Source organism: Paraglaciecola sp. 20A4, assembly GCF_011378905.1.
GTDB lineage: Bacteria > Pseudomonadota > Gammaproteobacteria > Enterobacterales > Alteromonadaceae > Paraglaciecola.
In genome coordinates this window covers 38,510-57,501 of the sequence record NZ_WTPY01000031.1, presented here as the reverse complement: position 1 = coordinate 57,501, position 18,992 = coordinate 38,510, and the positions used below count along the sequence as shown (strand labels likewise).

The window sequence follows — 18,992 nt, the reverse complement described above, 5'->3', positions numbered from 1 at the left end:
CATCATTGCACCTAATGCTGTTATGAAATTGATCATAACACCTCTTATTAGGTGGCCAAATTAACTATGCCACTACAGAATATGGTTGAAATACTGTTCGTCATGGATGCAAGAGACGAAACGATAGCAGCCACCAACGCTGCAAAGACCAATCCTTTAATGCCTGCAGGCATTAAACCCATCATGGAAGGATATGCTTGGTCTGGGGAGGTTAAGTTAGGGAATAAAATCAGTGCTGCAATTCCCGGCAGTACAACAATAATAGGCATTAGTAATTTTAAGAATGCAGCGAAAACAATGCCTTTTTGCGCTTCTTGAATACTTTTAGCAGCCAACGCACGCTGAATAATATATTGGTTAAAACCCCAATAACCTATATTCATGACCCACAACCCGCCGATAAGAACGGATAATCCCGGTAAACTCTTATAGTTTGCATTATCTTCGCTTAATATCATGTCAAAATGGTTGGGCACTTTTTCAACGAGTATATTGAAGCCGGCAAAAACACCTGCACCATCAGCAACGGTATCCAGGGCTAAATAACTTAAAAACAAACCGCCAAAAACCAGTAGCACCACTTGAATAATGTCGGTATATGCCACCGCTTTTAAACCGCCGTAAAGAGAGTAGGCAACGGAAAGAACAGCTAGAAATATCATACCGAACATCCAGTCTATGCCAGCCACTGTTTGTATTGCTAAACCGCCTAACCACAATACTGAGGTCAAATTAACGAAAATAAATACTGCTAACCAAAATAGCGCGAAGATGGTTTTTACGCGTCCATCAAAACGTTGTTCGAGATATTGTGGCATGGTAAATATTTCGTTTTTCAAAAAAATAGGCAAAAGATATTTGCCGACAATAATCAATGTTAACGCTGCCATCCACTCATAAGAAGCTATAGCCATTCCGATCGCATATCCTGAACCTGACATGCCTATAATCTGTTCCGCTGAGATATTAGCAGCAATAAGTGATGCACCGATTGCCCACCAAGGTAAAGATTTACTGGCTAAAAAGTAATCCTCGGTATTTCGGTCACCTTTGTGGTCATTTCGTGATATCCACAATGCAATGCATAAAAGCCCGATAACATAGGCAATAAAAACCATAAAATCGAGTTGCTCTAATTTCATTTTGTAAACCTTTATTGTTGTGATTGCACGGCTCTGCGTTTGAGTTGATGAGACCGTTTATGGCTGTTTGCCCTAAGGGGGCTAATTCATGTGCTGAATATTTAATTCGGTCACTGCATAGTTAGAAAGAATGATTTGAGCACTAATCGATATATAGAAGTGTTAATAAAGCCCTAATAAATGTTAAAAAATTACTTTTTTAAAATATTTAACTTGAAAATTTTCATTAATATCGCCCATCAATACGAGGTCGTCGAGACTGTTAAGAATCAAATTGATATTGCAAAACTGAACGGAATGACCGTTCGGTAACAATAAAGTATGGATGTGGTTTAGAAGATGAGGCGTCGCGATAAATGACAGCACAGCGCTATTCGTTGCATGGCTCATATAACCTTCATTATATTTTCACCGCTATCCGTAGCGCATTTTTCATCACCTTATCGAATACACAGTTCAGTTTTTTTCTCATAAGAACCGTTGTTAACCTATTTTGTCTCACCGGAAAAATGTTATTTTTTTGTTGTATTTTCTGGGTGTTTTAATTGATTAATAAGTATGAGAAAGATTTTTGAATATCTGTAGTTACCTTTAATAGCTTTTTAAATCAGCATGTTAGGGTTTTATTTTTGCAGTATTAATCAATCGTGATAACGAGTTATAAAATTGTTGATATCGATATTGATTGTGCATTTTACTAACGTTTATTTTACAAAATGGCTGTCTGCTGATGTTTCCTGATGGGATCTTGTTAGTTTGCCGCCGACTACTTCAATAGCATAGATACAACGGCCAAGAACAAGACGCCATAAGCGTCTTGGAATATGACAAAATCTAAACTAGGCGGATGTATATGAAAATTAACAGTAAGTTTGCACTTTTATCTATCAGTGTCGCAGTATCAACTGCACTTGGGCTAAACGTTGCAATTGCACAAGAGCAACAAACCAATGCCGATAACAGCAATGTTGAAGTGATCCAAGTGAAAGGGATACGCAGTAGCTTGAATCAATCCATGGAGCTAAAGCAAAATGCACCTTCAATTCAAGACAGTATCGTAGCGGAAGATATTGGAAAATTTCCTGATCAGAATGTGGCTGAGTCTTTACAAAGGATTAGTGGTGTTATGATTTCTCGTACCAATGGCGAAGGCTCTGCCATTACTGTTCGAGGTTTAGGACCCAAGTTTAATACCGTGAAGTTGAACAACCGTACACTCGCTACATCTGAACGCGGCAGAGAGTTCGATTTTCAAGTTCTGCCATCTGAACTAATTGCCGGCGCCGATGTTATAAAAGCTTCACGGGCCAACCTTGCTGAAGGTGGGATAGGTTCGTACGTAACGATTAATACTGCTCGTCCGCTTACTAGCCCTGGTGAACACATTGCGGGTTCAGTTAACGCTAAATATAACGATTTAGCGGAGGAATTTACGCCAAAAATTTCGGCTATTTACAGTAATACCTATATGGACGACACATTTGGCTTTTTATTTGGTTTTTCTCATATAAAAACCACAAATCGTATTGATGCTCACGAGACCGCTTTTTGGGATAACGTACAAGCTGATGACGCACAGCGAGCACCTGGGCCTATTGTTGAGGAAAGTGGTAATACGCTGACGTCTGGAACGCTTTGGTACCCCGGTCGTGCACAATATATGACGGATAACGAAGAAAGAACCAGAAACAGTGCCAATTTAACCCTTCAATTTGCGCAAAGTGACGATATTACCCATACACTGGATGTTTTTTATACCGATTTTGACCGTGATGCTTTTAGTAACGGTATGCAAGCGCCGCTGCATCGCGATGGCTTTGAAAATGTCGTTGTATCAGAAAATAACACTATTCTATCGGCCCATAAAAATGCTGATCCCCTCGATGGACTATTTCAAACTCGTGCTGATTCTTCTAAAACTCTGGCGATTGGTTACAACATATTGGCTTACAATGGTTCTTGGACGTACCAGGGGGATGTGTCCTATTCAAAAGCGGAGTCTGAGCCACGATTGGAGCAATATGTTCCAAATATTATCAACGCCGAGGGGCTAACAGACTCAGATTACATTATTTTTGATAGTCGTGGGAGCGATGTAATTAATATCGATTCGAGTATTCAGTGGGGCGACCCGGCTGGCGTAAAAGCGCACTGGAATAACCGAAATCGCGATGAGCTTGAAGATAAAGTGTTAGAAACAAAGTTTGATGTGAGTTATGCATTTGACTCAGGCATGACGAAGAGCGTTGATTTTGGCGTGGCTTATACCGATCGAGAAAAGTCCTTAAACCAATATACTTCTTTGCGCTCTCAATGTGGTTCTGATGCTGTCTCAACCTGCAGTACATTATTGGATTTGGACGATAGCCTTTTTTCCATAAATAAAGTGAGCGATTATTTGTCGGATGAAAGCGGTAACTTCCCGCGTAATTTTTTGTTTATAAATAACGTCGCTGATTATATATCTGCTATGAAAACCCTTTCTCAAGATCAAACATGGGGGGATACAGAATTATTACCCAATGCATCGGTATCGAACACCGAAGAAATTTTAGCGCTTTATACGCAGCTAAACGTTGAAGGAGAATATAGTGCATTTGCTTGGAGCGGAAATATCGGGCTGCGCTACGTAGACACAAAAAACACGTCACAAGGCTTTGCTATTCAAGTGTTAGATGTGAGTATGGATGAAACCGTACAGGATGATGGCGAATTGATTACCATCACGACCTCAGAGCCGACGTTTAATGAGGCAAACACGTCATTTCAAGAACTACTGCCAAGTGCTAATATCAGTTTAGATTTTACTAACGGATTCTTTATCAAAGGCTCCGCAGCAAAAGTCATGACGAGAGCCGCATTGGAAGATGTTGGAGTCAATATGACGGTATTTGGTACTCGTTTAACTGAATATAGCCGCTCTCAGGGCAACCCTTACCTCAATCCTTATTTGGCTACCCAATTCGACCTTGCCCTAGAGTATTATCAAGACAACGGTAACGCCTATAGTCTTAACTTCTTCAATAAAGATTTTAGCAACTGGATTTCCACCCAAACATTTGTACAGGACTCAGGCTTTGATGTAGACCGGGACTTTGATGGTATTGACGATTGGGATGTACAAGAAACGGTCACGCAAAAGAGTAATCGGGGTGGCGTTAAATTAAACGGCGTTGAAGTGGCGGTGCTGCATTATTTTGATTATTTACCGGGCTGGTTAAATGGTTTTGGGATCCAAGCTAACTATACATTTACCGACAGCAGTGATAGTGAGGCAGATTTATTTGAACAGTCAGGCGTGATGTCCCCCGGTAGCGGTGTGGAAGGCTTTTCGGCCAATGCCTATAACGTTATTGGATTCTACGACAAAGATGGATTCCAAGCGCGTCTTGCATATAACTGGCGCGAATCGTTTTTAATACAGCGACAAAGTGAAGTTGGGGGCGGGTTACCGAAACACGCAGACGATTATGGGCAACTTGATTTCAGTACCTCTTGGGATATAAATGATAAATTTACGGTTAATGCTGAGATTATCAATGTTATGAATGAAAACATCCTTGAATATGCTGATGTGCCTGAGCGAGTAACCAAATTGCAATATGCCGGGCGTCGCTTTCAAGTAGGCGTTTCTGCTAAGTTCTAGTGTTAGCGTGTGTAGGAGCTATTCCTGTTCGCGTTTATTGACCTGATACGCGCTATTTTTATCCAGCAAGAAGGTTTCTTTGAATCGGGTAAAGTACAAAATGAATCATTTACTACTTTACCTTGTTTTTTTCCCTTTCATCTTTGTGCTGCTTTATTACCTATCCTAAATGAATCGACTATTGCGATCAGCCAAATGGTAATCAGCGCATATATCTTTATGTTCAGTTCGTGAGGATTCATTGCGGTTACCGAAGATAGCGATGCTGAAATAGCGGTTACATCCAGTGGTATTTCACCATTTCCAATTTGTTCTACAATGCCCATCGTTTTTGTCATTATTTCGCTAATGATCAGATATAACGGTACTGAAAAGGCACAAAGGAAACTAATTCCAATGGCACTTTTTTTGAGATATAAGTGCCCCGCACCCGGATACACGAGCCCTGTTAGTAAAGCGGCTTTTATAGAGGCTCTCATCTTTTTACTTACCCTGACTTCATATACAAAATATGATGACGCCAGGGTAAGAAGGTTCATTTTATGCAACAAACAACTGCTATTTGGCCTACACACTGGTATATTGTAATCCCCAGCCTATTGTTCTGCTAACCCACAGATACACTCACGGATCAGCATATCGCCTATGAACGTTATGAACCAATTCGCTGGCATGACTTATCACTGCTACAAAGTGTATAGCGATATCGACTAATCGACCTTATGAGTCTCTTTATAAAGCATATTAATCATGGCCATTATTTTGAAATGCTGTGCTTTTAATGCAAGGTGCGCTTCGGCATTTTTAGCATGTAATTTGCGTTCGTGTTGATGCACAGGATTTTCTTTTTCATCGGCGTCTTCGAAGGCTTTGCTGGTCACATCTTGTTCCGCATCTGCCATAATTTTTTCGTGCTCGTGATCACTTTCAGCATGAGCTTGTATGGCCTTAGTGTGTTCAGCCAAGGCAATTGACTGCTGCTTAAGTTCCTTTTCAATTTTAGCCAGTTTCGTTAGTGCTTGGTCATGTTCCTTGCGCCAGAACGCGATTTCATCTAACCATAAGGCATGTTCAGAGCCCCATAAGGTGTGTTCTTGATGAGCAGCAAGATGATTTTCTGTTACTACCGCTTGCGCTTTATCCTTAAGCGTAGTTGTAAACTCCATTAACTCCGCTGTACTTGTATTAGCGATGCTCTGTAGTTTGCTCCAAACTGAACTGTTTACATAAGCTAAGTCGAATTTTATTTGATCCTTATAGGCTTCACTCACACCCTCTACAGCCTCACCCCACATACGTAAATTATCTTTTAATTCTTTGCTGGCTTGCTGTATTTTTTCTTTGCTTGTTTCTGCTGTATTACCGAGCTTTTCTTCCGCCGCATGAAAAGCCTGCTGTAAGGTTTTACCTTCTTTGACCACATATTCTTCAACAGTATCAACCATTGCCTTATAGCTTTCTTGTAACTCGGTTAATCGTTTATTCGATTTCATTCTGAGGTTCCTTTAAAAAAGAGTTATGGCCTACGCTAATAATCGTTCAACCCTTCGTCATATGCTATTCGGCATTGTACCTAGGGTATTGCGGAAATTACCTAAGCTAAATTCTACGGTAGTTAATAGGCCATGCTGGTCTATGTGAACCGGTCATCAACATCACAATGCATCAATGTTCACAAATCGACTGCGTGATAACGAAAGGGCTCATATAGACTGCTTAGCAGCATATTTAAAAATTGACCTTTACCATCGGAACTTTGGCCTTTAGGGGAGGGAGATGACTGCTAGTGTCATAAATTGATTTTGCTATTTACGATACCTTTTCTTAAAAAATTTGAGTTGCCAATCCCAATGTAGCGCACCCATTCTCAAAAAAACTGTTGTGAAAAGTGAGCCCAGAATGCACCAAATATATGGTGCCCCAAAATAAAATAGTGCACCGTAGGCTAGCCCCCCAGAAACACAAGCTGAAGCGTACATTTCTCCACGCATTACAGACGGTACTTCGCGACAAATTACGTCTCTGATAAGGCCGCCAAATATCCCCGTCGTGGTTCCCATAGTGATGGCGATGAGCATCCCCGTGCCTCCTATTAAAGACTTCTCAATGCCTACTATATTGAATATTGCCATGCCAACCGCATCAATAAGTAAGAAATAATAGTTCGATACGTGAGGTAAATAACGAATGAAGATGATAGCGATAATAGTCGCCCCATAAGTGGAATATAGGTACGCCTGATCTGCGACCCAAAAAACGGGCTCGTTTAAAAGTAAGTCTCGTAAGGACCCGCCGCCCAAAGCAGTAACAGAAGCAACCACCACGATGCCAAAGCCACCGACTTTTTTCTCATAGCCTAACAGCGTCCCTGCGACTGCGAAAAAAGCGACTCCGATAAGGTTTAAAAAATGAAAATAGTCAGATGTCATTGACGGTCCTTAATGCTAAGTTTTGTTTATGGCTAAAGTATTTATTTATCGAGCACGAGTAACTTAGCTGCATATTGAGGTTCGTGTTTCCATTAGGCGCTTTCATTAATCAGCTTAGTGATAAGCCCATTGCTAATTTCACTTTTAGCTATAATGCTTAATTCCCCGTCAGCCTCAAATACAACCGCCATAATCCGATTCGAGTCACCGTAGCCAGCTTTACGTATACCTGCTTCGACTTCCGTACAGGTCAGTCGTGCATCCTTCATGGCTTTTGTTAGATATTCACCGTTAAAGAACACCAGTTGGGGAGAGGTTTTGACCGATTTATCGAATGCAGAAAAGTGCGCGCTTAATAATGTAAGTAAGTACTGCAGTAGCAAAAGCAGGCTAACGGCGACGAATACTTCTACAATTACCACGTCTTTCAACAAAATTGCCGAGCCTAAAATGGATCCTGTTGCTACGGTAATTATCCAATCGAAATTGTTCATTTTTGCGAACGAACGTTTACCGACTAAATGAGTCGCCAAAATTAAAAATGGATAAATTATCAGAGTCGTAATAATAATCCGGACGATTTCTCCCCATGATTCAAAAAACATATTTATCTCCAAAATAATAAAACTCAACAGATTAGCCGGGTGATCCGGTTAGCATTGCTCTTCACGAGCAAGTATTTTGCTTTACTGCTTAACCTTTAAAAGGCTTTGATTCACTAACATTCATCCGCAACATGCTGACAAACAGCCAAAATATTCATCAGTAAATCAAGTACTGTGCCAAGGGGGATTTAACTATACCTAATATTATTAATTGGCCTTCAGAGCCTGCTATTACTAGGCTATCAAGGGAATGAATCGATTATCTTTGATTAAATTAAGAGGGTTAAAATGAATGCAGGGGTAAGAATTTTACTTAGGTATGTATCTTTTTCAAAGGGCTGGGCGGCGAATGCTCTTTTCTAGCTATGTTTTAGCCGAGAATAGCCGCTGGAGATCACTGCCTTAGATGACTAATATGACTGATTGTGACACGAAGCTATTTGATATGGCGAATGATACGGTTCAAGTCTGGCGTGTTCTTTGGCATTTAGTTGCGTGGCCAGGCCAATACAGCCATTAGCGCAGATCGTGAGCGACTAATAGGTAACCGATAGCAGGAATACGCATTTATATCCGGCAATTTTCATCGAGCTTGGCCGTTATAACCAAGCTGCCCTATAAATGCAAATTACTTCATATTGCTAGTCAGCATGCTGCTCTGTTTCTGCACTATCTTAAGCAAAATTTAGCAGCCTGCCTCTAGCTATCACTTACATGTTTCGGCACTCTGGCACGGGCGTCACTGTTTTGCCTGTGCGATAGAATGCAATTAAGTTTTCTACGGTTAAATCACCCATGGCTTGGCGGGTTTCAACCGTAGCGCTACCTACATGCGGCAGTAGGACCACGTTATCCATTTCCATTAATGCATCTGGAACATGGGGTTCATTTTCGAACACGTCCAGGCCGGCCTTACCGAGGCGGCCGGTCTGTAGAGCACTAATCAACGCATTTTCGTCTACAACGCTGCCCCGTGAAATGTTAATAAGACAACCTTTGGGGCCGAGTGCTTCCATCACCCTATTATCGATTAAGTGTCGCGTACTAGGTCCGCCAGGTGTAATGACAATTAAGAAATCCGCATCTGCTGCCATCTGAGTCAAATCCTTATAATAGCGGTAAGGTACGTCTTTTTCACTACGCGCGTGATAGACGATGTCGGTGCCGAAGACACGCAGTTTTTCGGCAATGGTTTGACCTATGCGACCGAAGCCTACGAGCCCGACTACCTTATGGCTAACCGAAGTTGACAGCGGTGGGCTGCCGTCTTTTGGCCAACGTCGCGCCCGAAGATAATTTTCGTCGTGGACCAGATTTCTGGCGCAAGCCAATAGCAACATGATGGCAGTATTTGAGACTTCATCATTTAGTACATCAGGTGTATGCGTAACAATGATGCCCAGTTCGACAGCTGCCGTAGTGTCGATTGAGTCATATCCGACACCATAGTTCGAGATGACCTTGAGGTTTGGCATTCGCTCCAGATCGACGCGTCTCAAATCTCCATGAAACCTCGATAACACGTATTCGATTTCGCTTCCATGTTGCGCAATCATTGATTCTTGGTCAGAACCTGCAGTACTTAGTACGTCAAAGTCTTTTTCAAGTTTGCCGGCCATGCGCTCAGTCTGAGTACCAAGTACCAACAGTTTAGGTTTGCTCATACATCTACCTCGTCATTCTGGTCACTATTTTTATGCTCTAATAATTCTTTGCATACAGGACCTAATTGCAATATTTCCGCGATTTGTAGTGGGACTTTATGTCTTTCATTTCCTGTTTTACATTCATTTCTGTGACCATATTTATTCTGATACATTGAGGCTACAAATCTTGTCATCAATGTAAATCAAGAACAATAACAAACGATAACGTTAGACTTCACATAGTCGATTTTTCACTCGTTATTAATTTAATATAACCATTTAAAGTGACGTTGTTTATTGCGTAATATTAGTGCCTCTCAGGATGAAATAATGCGTGCTCTTTCAAGCAGTATAATAGCATGCAGGGTGCTTTTTCTGCCCTGCAATCAGGCGTTACAGGCAGGCATTTCTATTGGTAAATAGCCCACCGCAAGTTAGCGTAAAGATGAGACAGGAGAACGTAATCTGCCTTGGCCTTGAATTTAAAATGCGCTGCTAATCAGGTAACCTGTATATGCAAAGAAGACAGTTAGTAATAGGGCGCCTTCTAGTCGGTTGATTCGCCCTTGCTTTTTATAGCCTATCCCTAACACTAACAAAGCAACTGTTAGCGCAAAGGTTAAGGTCCAGTCTCGGCTTAAAAATATCGCATCTATATGCATTGGCTCAATTACCACAGCAATACCAACAACCGCTAAGGTATTAAAAAAGTTCGAACCAATAATGTTACCTAACGCAATATCATGTTCGCCTTTTTTGATTGCCATTAAGGACGAAGCTAATTCAGGCAAAGAGGTACCAATGGCCACGACGGTCAAGCCGATAACCAAGTCACTTACTCCTAAGCCTTGAGCTATATAAACAGCGCCATACACCAGTAGACGTGAAGCAACAACTAACAACACTAGGCCTAGCACTAACCAGCTTAAGGCTTGTGTTAGCGTCATAGTATTGCGGGTCAACGCGGTGTCCATTTCGTCAGATATTGAGTCGTGAGGATTACGCATGCCCTGCCAAACAGACCAGGTCATAACCGCAGCAAATACCGCCAGTAAGCACCAACCATCAAATCGGCTCAATTGATGGTCAAACATTTGCCATCCAGCAAATAGCGTAATGGCAAGCACCAGCGGTAGTTCTTTTTTAAGTACTTGAGAGTGCACGTTAATTGGGCTAAGCAAAGCCACTAAGCCAATGATTAACGCGATATTGGTAATATTTGAGCCGTAAGCATTGCCTAGGGCTAGGGTAGGGTTGCCATCTGCTGCGGCCATAGCGGATACTACCATTTCAGGCGCTGACGTCCCAAACCCAACAACTAACATACCAATGAGTAACGGAGGCATACCACCATAGCGAGCTGCTGCTGAGGCTCCATCAACAAACCGATCGGCGCTCCAAATCAAAAGCCCCAAGCCAAATATTAACGCCAAAACTGCCAGCAACATCGAGGGTTTTCCTATTCAATTTTATGAGCCGCAGCTTAGCAGTTTGCACAATTCCAGCAAGATAATAATGAGGGCGAACGTAAATAAGAAAAAGCATAACATGGACTGTATACTTGGCTATTTGCCTCGTTATCTGAACGCATGACTATGTGATAGACAAACTTCGGCGCGCAGTTGAATCAACCACCAACCAAACTCTTTATGCTTCTAACGGAAACAGCTAATATAATGGCGATATTATGTTTGTGCAAAGCATTGAATTGGCATACGGCCGGTCATATGGTTAAAGGTATCAATCGTTAAGTAACGGGTTTGATATCCAACGATAACTATCTAGTAAAGAATCAGTCAACAGTAAAAGGCGAACAAATATGACAGACAACACAAACCACAGCATCGCACATTTTGCGGCTCTAAAAACGGCTATAGTAAATGGTGAAGAACAGTTGTTAACTGAATTATTGGCAGGTGAATCCATGCAAGCTCTTGAAAAGGATTATCTCGTTGATTTAGCCAAACTTAACAACAACGCCAATATAATCAAGCTGCTGGCCGCTATTCCCGTTGCGCAATAGCCCTACTAATAACGTTAGGTACGCAGGTGGCTAATATGTCTTTTCCCTTATTCAATGGCGTAGTAGGTAGAAGTGCCTCATGGCAGCAGTATGACAGTGCGGTCATGCAGGCATGCCGGCATTTAAGCGTGCTGCTGTGTACTTAGTTGGTTTTCATGTTTGGATTATTGCCAATTTCAGCTTTGCGCATTGGCATCAAATCAACGTCAGCAAACACCTGCTCCAAACTAAAGTCATTTAATGGATAGTATTGTTTAATGCCGCCGTCTAGGCCAATTAATAACACGGTATCAGCATGTCGGTTGAGCAAGGTGAGAATATCTTGGCGCAAATGCACTGACGTTAATTGGTCTTGCTGTGGGGCCAGTCGATAAACAGCCTTATCAACCTGTACAAACACAACTAGCTTTCGGGCCGTAAGGTCGACTTGTTGATAGGCAGCATACGCCTGCCATTTTGCCAGCACTGCTTTGGAAGCCACTTGGCTAAGTAATACTCTATTCTGCCATTGAAAGTCAGCCAACTTATCTTCGGCCCTGATCATACCTATAAATAACACCTGTGCAAGAAACACCAGTCCGCCAATATAAACTCGTTTATTAATATTACTGCTCCTCTGGTGTGTTTATCGCTTTTATGTAGATTATAGCAAATTCATATAATATGAAGGCGTTTAGGCTTATGGATCCAACGTTAATGTCCCAGCGGTTTAGCAAATCACTTTAGGAATATCGCTCCATTTTGTGGTGTATTGGGGCGACAGAAAAGCACGACGCATGGCAAATTTTTGTTCGAACCCTTTTGCTGCCACATGTACAGTCGCTCGTCCATATTTGGCGTTAATGGTATCCATACAGGCCATCAGCTGAGGGTTGTCAATTGACGGATTAAACATATCAAATTGGACTAGGCCTTGGTCGTGTAAATCGATTAAGCCTACGCCGCATTTATAATAACGCAGCCCGGATTTAAAAAGTTGTGACATGGCAGCTTCGACGACTTTGATAATATTGCACGTATCACTGGTGGGTACAGTAAAGCGATGAAAGTATGAACGCCTGAAATAACCCTCATCGTCATGGGGGGAGTTGGTTGCAAATAAGGTCATGCTACCAGCCAAACTTTTTTGTTTACGCAACTTTATGGCAACGGTTTCAGCATGACTCGCTAATGCACTGCGTAGCTGTTGATAATCAGTGATGCGTTGTCCAAAACTGCGAGTACTGTATATTTCTTTTTTAGCGGCGCGCACCGTATCCCAGCTGTGACGGACTTGACCGTTAAGCTCACGGACGGTGTTTTCAACGACAATCGAAAACGCTTTTCTAATTTGGGATGGGTCTCGATTAGCTAGCTCCCAAGCGGTATGAATACCTAATGCATTTAAGCGTATGCCTAAGCGTTTGCCGATGCCCCAAACATCCGTCACTTGCATTTGAGATAGTACGGCTTTACGCACATCTTGTTTATCGAGCACTGCGACGCCTTTGAAACCTTCAACATTTTTTGCTGCATAATTGGCTACTTTCGCTAAAGTCGGCGTGGTGCCCACACCTACGCAAATGGGTAATCTGACTTCTCGCCACACAGTTTGTCTGATCTTTGTCGCTAGGGTTTCCCAGCCAATGGATGGAGGTGAGGCATGTTTACCATAATACAAAAAACACTCATCGATAGAGTAAACGTTGATGTCAGGGGCAAAGCGCGCGCAAGTGTCCATCATACGCTGGCTTAAATCTGCGTATAGCTCATAGTTACTCGAGCGAATAACAGCACCGACTGCTTCAAGTTCTTTTTTTACCTGAAAGTAGGGAACGAATTTTTTACCCACACCCATGCGCTTGGCAATGCCACAAGCAGCGCAAATACAGCCATCTTTGTTGGTTAGCACCACTACCGGTCTATTGCGAATACTGGGATCAAAGACCTTCTCGCAGGCCGCATACATACTATTTACATCACACAGAGCATACATATCAGAGCTGTTTCTTGAATGGTCGGTGTAATCGGATAGAGCGCGTGACAACGCCCTCTATTTGAAACTCATCTTCTTCGCTCAGAAAATAAGGCGGGAAGTGTTTGCTAGAAGATCTTAGGCAACCTTCTACCTTGTCGATTTTTTTACAGACAAATACACCATTTAGGCTGGCCACAACCACGTCATGATCTTTAATCTCTTGGGCACGATCAACAATCAATAAGTCTCCACAGAAGATACCATCGCCCATCATCGACTTTCCTTGTGCAATACCAATATAGGTAGCAGACGGATGATCAATAAGCAGCTGGTCTAAATCTAGACTTAACTGGGTGTACTCTGTGGCAGGTGATTCAAAACCGACAATACCTGCAGAGGCCTTAATAGGGATAAATTTCAACATGTACTGTAATTATATACAGTATTAGTGTTTTTTAAATCAATTTTTGATTATTTTTTCGGATTTGGTTATAGGGTTACAGCAACATCGTAATTTTGTATCTCTTAGCTAAACCTTGGCGTTATTCTGAATTTAATATTGCCCATGGCATAAATAATACTGACGCGAGTCACTAAGGGATGGCAGCATTAATTATTTGGAAGAAACATGCTATTTAGGTATTCCCATTAATCTCTACAAACATGTTAAACGGATAACAGACCAAGACATATATATTAGTGTTTCGAATTAGGAAGAGAAAGAGAAAGCATTGGACAGAGCCTTAGGCAGGAATGAGCTAAACCTCCAAAATAACTAGGTTATCTTTTGATCTTCAGATCCCATGCGATTTCTAGCCTTCAGTAGCCAAAATAGTGACCATCAGACTTGTTATTTATTAAGTATTTATCTTGGGTGGGATACATCGAGGATGAAGATTAACAAACCACATTTGTTAAATTTGGTAAAATCCACAGCGAAAATGTTTATAATTGCAAGCCAGATAGGCCTGCCCAGAGGCCCTAGCTCATTTTCTGATCAATCGGCAATGCGAAGTTGTTAAAGTTAAAAAGGGTAATTAAGTGATATCAAAAAAAACACGTGAACTGTTTGCTTCATTAATGGAAGCAAACAGCAATAACAGCATGGCTGTTGTTGATTTTGACCCTGAAACCGAGTTTTACACGGGATTGTTTAACGAAACACTGCTCAACAAATTCGTAAACGAAGGTGTTTTTGAACTTGTGAAAAGTGGTGAGGGTGCTACGAGTATAACGCTACACAACCGTGAAGACTTTTTAAGTGGCTTCGCCTCGGGTGTGAATGAGGCTCGTTTAGGGCGAGATCAATATTACGCTGATTACAACGCTAACCCATTTGCTTTTTCCATCGGTTTTGAGCATTTCTTGTATATGAATAAAAATCCCAAACGGCTCGCTGGGTATGTTTGTTATGGCTTTGAGGATAATGAAAATTAATAGTAGTGACTAAACGTGTATTGGTGCGATTAGGGAATGAACGAAACTGGGACTTTCATAATTACAAACCAGTTTTCGAGATTGCGATAAGTGCAACGATATACATTGATTGGTTAAATTGGTCTTATTTATGTATAGCGTGAAAGTAATATATTGGGATGCGCAGCCGTGGGTGGATATTTCATCTGCCGCCTCTATTCAGTAAAAAAACTCGCGGAGGTCTTTTATCCGTGCCGATAGAGCCAATTCTTGCGTTGTTTTGTTTACCTTCACTATTGTCTATATCAATAATCGATTATTCAATGTTTGAATGAGTCTTCACCCCACGCTCACGTTATAGTCAATCACTACTGTAATCTGGTGCGATGCGTCAGAATAATCAAAAAGGTTACTGTCGATGAATGATTTTATTTTACATCACTATGACGCCTCTCCCTTTGCGGAAAAAATTCGCATTCTGTTAGGGTATAAAAATGTGCGCTATAATGTTGTTAACATACCGATAATTATGCCCAAACCAGACCTTGTGGCACTTACGGGAGGGTATCGTAAAACTCCCGTACTGCAGCAGAATAAGCACATTTATTGTGACACGCGTCTAATGGCTCGAGTGATTGATGAACAATTTTCCACGCAGAGCATTTTCCCGAAAGAATTATCACTAACGTCAAATATTTTGGCTCAATGGGCTGATCAACACTTGTTTAGTGTTGCTGCAGCGCTTGCATTTTCTCCCGCAGGATTTGAAGCGTTTCGTCAACGGGTTCCCGAAAAATTTGTCGCAGCCTTCGTTGACGATCGAGCGAAAATGCGTGAGGGTGGTACCGGTTTATCAATGGATGCTAATACTGCGTTGCAGCTAATACCCATTTATTTACAACAGTTTGAGCAACAACTTAGTAATGCTGGTCCTTATGTCTGTGGCGAACACATTAGTATTGCAGATTTTTCAATTTATCACTGCCTCTGGTTTATTAATAATAACGCAGGCGTTAGTCCATTATTAGAAGGTTATCCAAACCTTAAGCAGTGGTTTGACATGATAAAGGCCATTGGGCACGGGTCACAAACCCATATCGATGCAACTGCTGCAATTGATATCGCGCGGTTGGCACAGAAGGACGTGTTTTCGAAAGATAATTTTTTAGTGATTAACGGCTTTACGTTTGGTGATCCAGTTGAAATTGTACCCAATGACTACGGTATTTCACCCGTTATCGGCGAATTGGTCGTTTCAAAGACTGATGAAGTTGCGATTAAACGAGTTGATGAAATAGCGGGTGAGGTTTACGTTCACTTTCCGCGCGTTGGCTATAAAATTATTGCAATATAATATAACGGACAATTATTCAAAATATAAACCCGTCTAAGTAACTGAATAATTTCACAATAGAAAGCGATGATCGGTTTACAGCTCCTTATAGGCCTGATTAAAGCAGAAAAATGTTGACCGATAAAGGCACACGAAGGTTACTCGCGGGCCTTTATCGCTCGAATTGGCAAGTAGTTAAGGAAAGAATATTTGCTTTAGGTGATTAAATTATTGCGCCTTACCCCAAAGGTTTGACATCATTCAGCACATTACCCGTAACAAGCATACTCCTTTGCTTCTCGTCGCTATCGACTGTTTATTGCCAATTGAAACCGCTCTATTTAAACAATCGACTTTTTACTATCACGTTGCTGTGAAGCGTTTTATGCACTGGGCACTTGTCGGCAATTTCTAAAAAGCGTGTTTGTTGTTGCTCATCTAAATCACCTACATAACTAATACTGCGCACAATAGCTTCAATACCCTGCGCTTTCGTTTCACAGTCTACACAATCTTGCTGATAATCCCGGGTGTGAGTAAGTTCTACTTTGATATGTTGCACGGGTAGTTGCTTGCGCTGGGCATACATTCGTAACGTCATGGCAGTACATGCGCCTAATCCAGCAAGAAGATGTTCATAAGGATCGGGGCCTGCATTTTTACCGCCTACTTTTAATGGTTCATCGGCCAACCAATAATGGCTATTTGTGCTTACGTGTTGCGTAAACTTATGATCTTTTTCTTCAACTAAAACGTGACCTTGACGTACATTCACGTGGTAACTTTCAACCTCAGTTTGCACATAACGCGATGCCCAAGCTGAGATGACTTCTGCCACATACTCCGAATCACGCTTATTACTCAGTAAGTGGTCTGCATTTTCTAAACTAATAAAACTTTTTGGGTGCATTGCAGCACGATAGAGCTTTTCGGCCTCGGTTATTTTCACTGTCGTGTCGACCGGTGAATGCATTACCAACAGCGCTTTTCTAAGTTGACGCAAATGGCTGGTATCATAACGTTGAATATCATCCAAAAATTGCTTTTGTATAGTGAACTTTCGCCCACCTAAACTGACTTCAGCTTGACCTTGTTGTTCTATTTCATCGAAATGCATGGAGAAATTATGGGCCACATGCGCTGCCTCAAATGGAGCACCAATAGTAACCACGGCAGATGATTCCGGTACATCTTTGGCAACACTCAGTACCGCGGCCCCTCCTAAACTGTGGCCTATCAAGATTTTGGGTGCTTGAAAGTTGGCGCGTAAAAAATCAGCAGCAGCGACAAGATCTTGAATATTGGAAGAAAAATTACTATTGGCAAAATCACCGTCGCTGTTGCCTAACCCCGTAAAATCAAAACGCAATACTGCTATTCCTTTTGCCATTAACGCTCGGCTAATACGAGATGCCGCAGCCACGTCTTTTCCACAGGTAAAGCAATGAGCAAACAACGCATAAAATTTAATATTAGTTTCCGGCGCTTCTAACAACCCACTTAGCTGATTTTCACCACTTGTAAACGTTACTTTTTGACGCATGAATACACCTTTAAATAATGACTTTATGATTTACTTAACCGCACGCGGCTCGCGTTAACTTACTTTGAATGAATTTATATTAAACCTAAATTGCCCATGTATCTCTTTTAGTAAAATGATAAACGCAAATCCGATTTAGCGAAAACACTTAGCCAAGGCTGTTTATGTTATTTCGTTGCCGTTTAATTCGATTAGTTTAAGGTAGGCTACTATTTCACTTATGCGGTCGTGTATACTGTCTTATAGGTGATATCGCTAACGTTGTAGTATCAGATAAAGGCTACTTCTTGGCTTTTACTTTAGGAGTTTAAACGTTATCGCCACGACTTTTAGCAACATCGATATTAGCCAGACAGACATGTTATTTTAGCCTGAGAATGTACGCTGCAGGTACAAACCAAATTTTAGCAAAACAGCCGTATTTATATAGTCAGAAGAGTGGACCCATTGCATTTAAAACAACAACTTACCAAAGAAGATCTTAGAAAGAATAAACCCACTCGTGATGAATATTTAACCAAGGCAAAAATCCCATTGGTCGTGGTGTTGGACAACGTCACGAATAGCTACAATATCGGTTCTTTTATTCGTCTGGCTGACGCATTTTCGATTGAAAAAGTGATTATTTGTGGTGCGCTTACAATTTCCGATAAAAAGTTTAAAAAAGCCTCTAGAAATGAAGCTAAGTGGGTTTGCGTTGAATACAGTGATAGCACCACTGCAAGCTTGCAAATCCTATTAGATAAGGGATATGGCATTTACAGTGTTGAGCTATGCCATGGTTCCGTTGATTATAGTGAAGTCGCTTATCCGTCACCCTGCGTTTTAGTCTTAGGTAATGAACGTAAAGGCGTCAGTGAAGCTGCGTTGAAGTTAAGTCATCGTCATATTCATATTCCCATGTTTGGCATGGGTAACTCGTTAAATGTGGCTACCGCAGGAGCAATTGTCTTAGCTGAGTGCGCCAATCAAATTCGCAGATTGCCTCAGACCTAAGCTATTTTATAACGGTAACCGAGCGACCTGCCAACTGCTTTTAGACATCAGCATATTAATTCGTCGATCGCCAAGGCATCGACTATTACTGTTTAAAATTCAACGATTTGCTTAAAGAGTACTGTACGTATACCCCCTAGTGACTGCTACAATAGGGTCTGATATCCACAGCCCTTGGCTGAAGTGGTGTTCATCTCAGATTAGTTTTCGCCATACTCAACTCCATTACGAAGTAGGTTACCTTTGCGTTCGAAAC

15 protein-coding genes and 1 pseudogene are annotated in these 18,992 nt (G+C 41.5%); 5 read left to right on the top strand and 11 right to left on the bottom strand.

Features of this window, described 5'->3' with window-relative positions; all coding sequences use genetic code 11:
- Window positions 1-77: 77 nt before the first annotated feature.
- Window positions 78-1,142 (bottom strand): annotated as a pseudogene (locus tag GQS54_RS19775) (sodium/solute symporter); the annotation flags it as partial.
- 853 nt (window positions 1,143-1,995) lie between these two features.
- On the opposite strand from GQS54_RS19775, the gene GQS54_RS19770 reads away from it, so the two are divergent.
- Window positions 1,996-4,788: a TonB-dependent receptor gene (locus tag GQS54_RS19770; protein ID WP_166425642.1), complete on the top strand. Its 2,793-nt coding sequence runs from the start codon at window positions 1,996-1,998 to the stop codon at window positions 4,786-4,788.
- Between the two features lie 137 nt (window positions 4,789-4,925).
- Here GQS54_RS19770 and GQS54_RS19765 read toward each other — a convergent pair whose 3' ends face one another.
- From GQS54_RS19765 to GQS54_RS19740, 6 genes are all read right to left on the bottom strand, one after another.
- A complete protein-coding gene (locus GQS54_RS19765) occupies window positions 4,926-5,327 on the bottom strand; it encodes a hypothetical protein (protein ID WP_166425641.1) in 402 nt (133 codons plus the stop codon).
- 171 nt (window positions 5,328-5,498) lie between these two features.
- Complete coding sequence (locus tag GQS54_RS19760) at window positions 5,499-6,281, bottom strand: zinc ribbon-containing protein (protein ID WP_166425640.1); 783 nt, start codon at window positions 6,279-6,281, stop codon at window positions 5,499-5,501.
- A 312-nt stretch (window positions 6,282-6,593) separates the two neighbouring features.
- Entirely contained in the window at window positions 6,594-7,217 is a 624-nt protein-coding gene (locus tag GQS54_RS19755) for a trimeric intracellular cation channel family protein (RefSeq protein WP_166425639.1), read from the bottom strand.
- Between the two features lie 92 nt (window positions 7,218-7,309).
- Window positions 7,310-7,822 carry a YetF domain-containing protein gene (locus GQS54_RS19750; RefSeq protein ID WP_166425638.1) on the bottom strand — a complete coding sequence of 171 codons (513 nt, stop codon included), beginning with the start codon at window positions 7,820-7,822 and terminating at the stop codon, window positions 7,310-7,312.
- A 710-nt stretch (window positions 7,823-8,532) separates the two neighbouring features.
- Window positions 8,533-9,486: a 2-hydroxyacid dehydrogenase gene (locus GQS54_RS19745; protein ID WP_166425637.1), complete on the bottom strand. Its 954-nt coding sequence runs from the start codon at window positions 9,484-9,486 to the stop codon at window positions 8,533-8,535.
- Between the two features lie 464 nt (window positions 9,487-9,950).
- Complete coding sequence (locus GQS54_RS19740; protein ID WP_166425636.1) at window positions 9,951-10,916, bottom strand: calcium/sodium antiporter; 966 nt, start codon at window positions 10,914-10,916, stop codon at window positions 9,951-9,953.
- A gap of 371 nt (window positions 10,917-11,287) precedes the next feature.
- Here GQS54_RS19740 and GQS54_RS19735 point away from each other — a divergent pair, with 371 nt between their 5' ends.
- Complete coding sequence (locus tag GQS54_RS19735; RefSeq protein ID WP_166425635.1) at window positions 11,288-11,491, top strand: hypothetical protein; 204 nt, start codon at window positions 11,288-11,290, stop codon at window positions 11,489-11,491.
- Window positions 11,492-11,633: 142 nt separating this feature from the next.
- On the opposite strand, the gene GQS54_RS19730 is transcribed toward GQS54_RS19735, so the two are convergent.
- The 3 genes from GQS54_RS19730 to GQS54_RS19720 all read right to left on the bottom strand — a co-directional run bounded on the left by GQS54_RS19730 (window position 11,634) and on the right by GQS54_RS19720 (window position 13,872).
- Window positions 11,634-12,035: a DUF4174 domain-containing protein gene (locus tag GQS54_RS19730; protein WP_166425634.1), complete on the bottom strand. Its 402-nt coding sequence runs from the start codon at window positions 12,033-12,035 to the stop codon at window positions 11,634-11,636.
- A gap of 165 nt (window positions 12,036-12,200) precedes the next feature.
- Window positions 12,201-13,466 (bottom strand): Y-family DNA polymerase, encoded by a 1,266-nt coding sequence (locus GQS54_RS19725; protein WP_166425647.1) that lies wholly within the window; start codon window positions 13,464-13,466, stop codon window positions 12,201-12,203.
- Window position 13,467: 1 nt separating this feature from the next.
- Window positions 13,468-13,872, bottom strand: coding sequence for a S24 family peptidase (locus GQS54_RS19720; protein ID WP_166425633.1), 405 nt, complete (start codon window positions 13,870-13,872; stop codon window positions 13,468-13,470).
- Between the two features lie 617 nt (window positions 13,873-14,489).
- Between GQS54_RS19720 and GQS54_RS19715 the strand changes: the two genes are divergently transcribed.
- Entirely contained in the window at window positions 14,490-14,885 is a 396-nt protein-coding gene (locus tag GQS54_RS19715; protein WP_166425632.1) for a hypothetical protein, read from the top strand.
- 397 nt (window positions 14,886-15,282) lie between these two features.
- Window positions 15,283-16,218, top strand: a complete 936-nt coding sequence (locus tag GQS54_RS19710) for a glutathione S-transferase family protein (RefSeq protein WP_166425631.1) — start codon at window positions 15,283-15,285, stop codon at window positions 16,216-16,218.
- Window positions 16,219-16,534: 316 nt separating this feature from the next.
- Here GQS54_RS19710 and GQS54_RS19705 read toward each other — a convergent pair whose 3' ends face one another.
- Window positions 16,535-17,740 (bottom strand): bifunctional alpha/beta hydrolase/OsmC family protein, encoded by a 1,206-nt coding sequence (locus tag GQS54_RS19705; protein ID WP_166425630.1) that lies wholly within the window; start codon window positions 17,738-17,740, stop codon window positions 16,535-16,537.
- A 447-nt stretch (window positions 17,741-18,187) separates the two neighbouring features.
- Between GQS54_RS19705 and GQS54_RS19700 the strand changes: the two genes are divergently transcribed.
- Window positions 18,188-18,736, top strand: a complete 549-nt coding sequence (locus GQS54_RS19700) for an RNA methyltransferase (RefSeq protein ID WP_166425629.1) — start codon at window positions 18,188-18,190, stop codon at window positions 18,734-18,736.
- The last annotated feature ends 256 nt before the right edge of the window (window positions 18,737-18,992 follow it).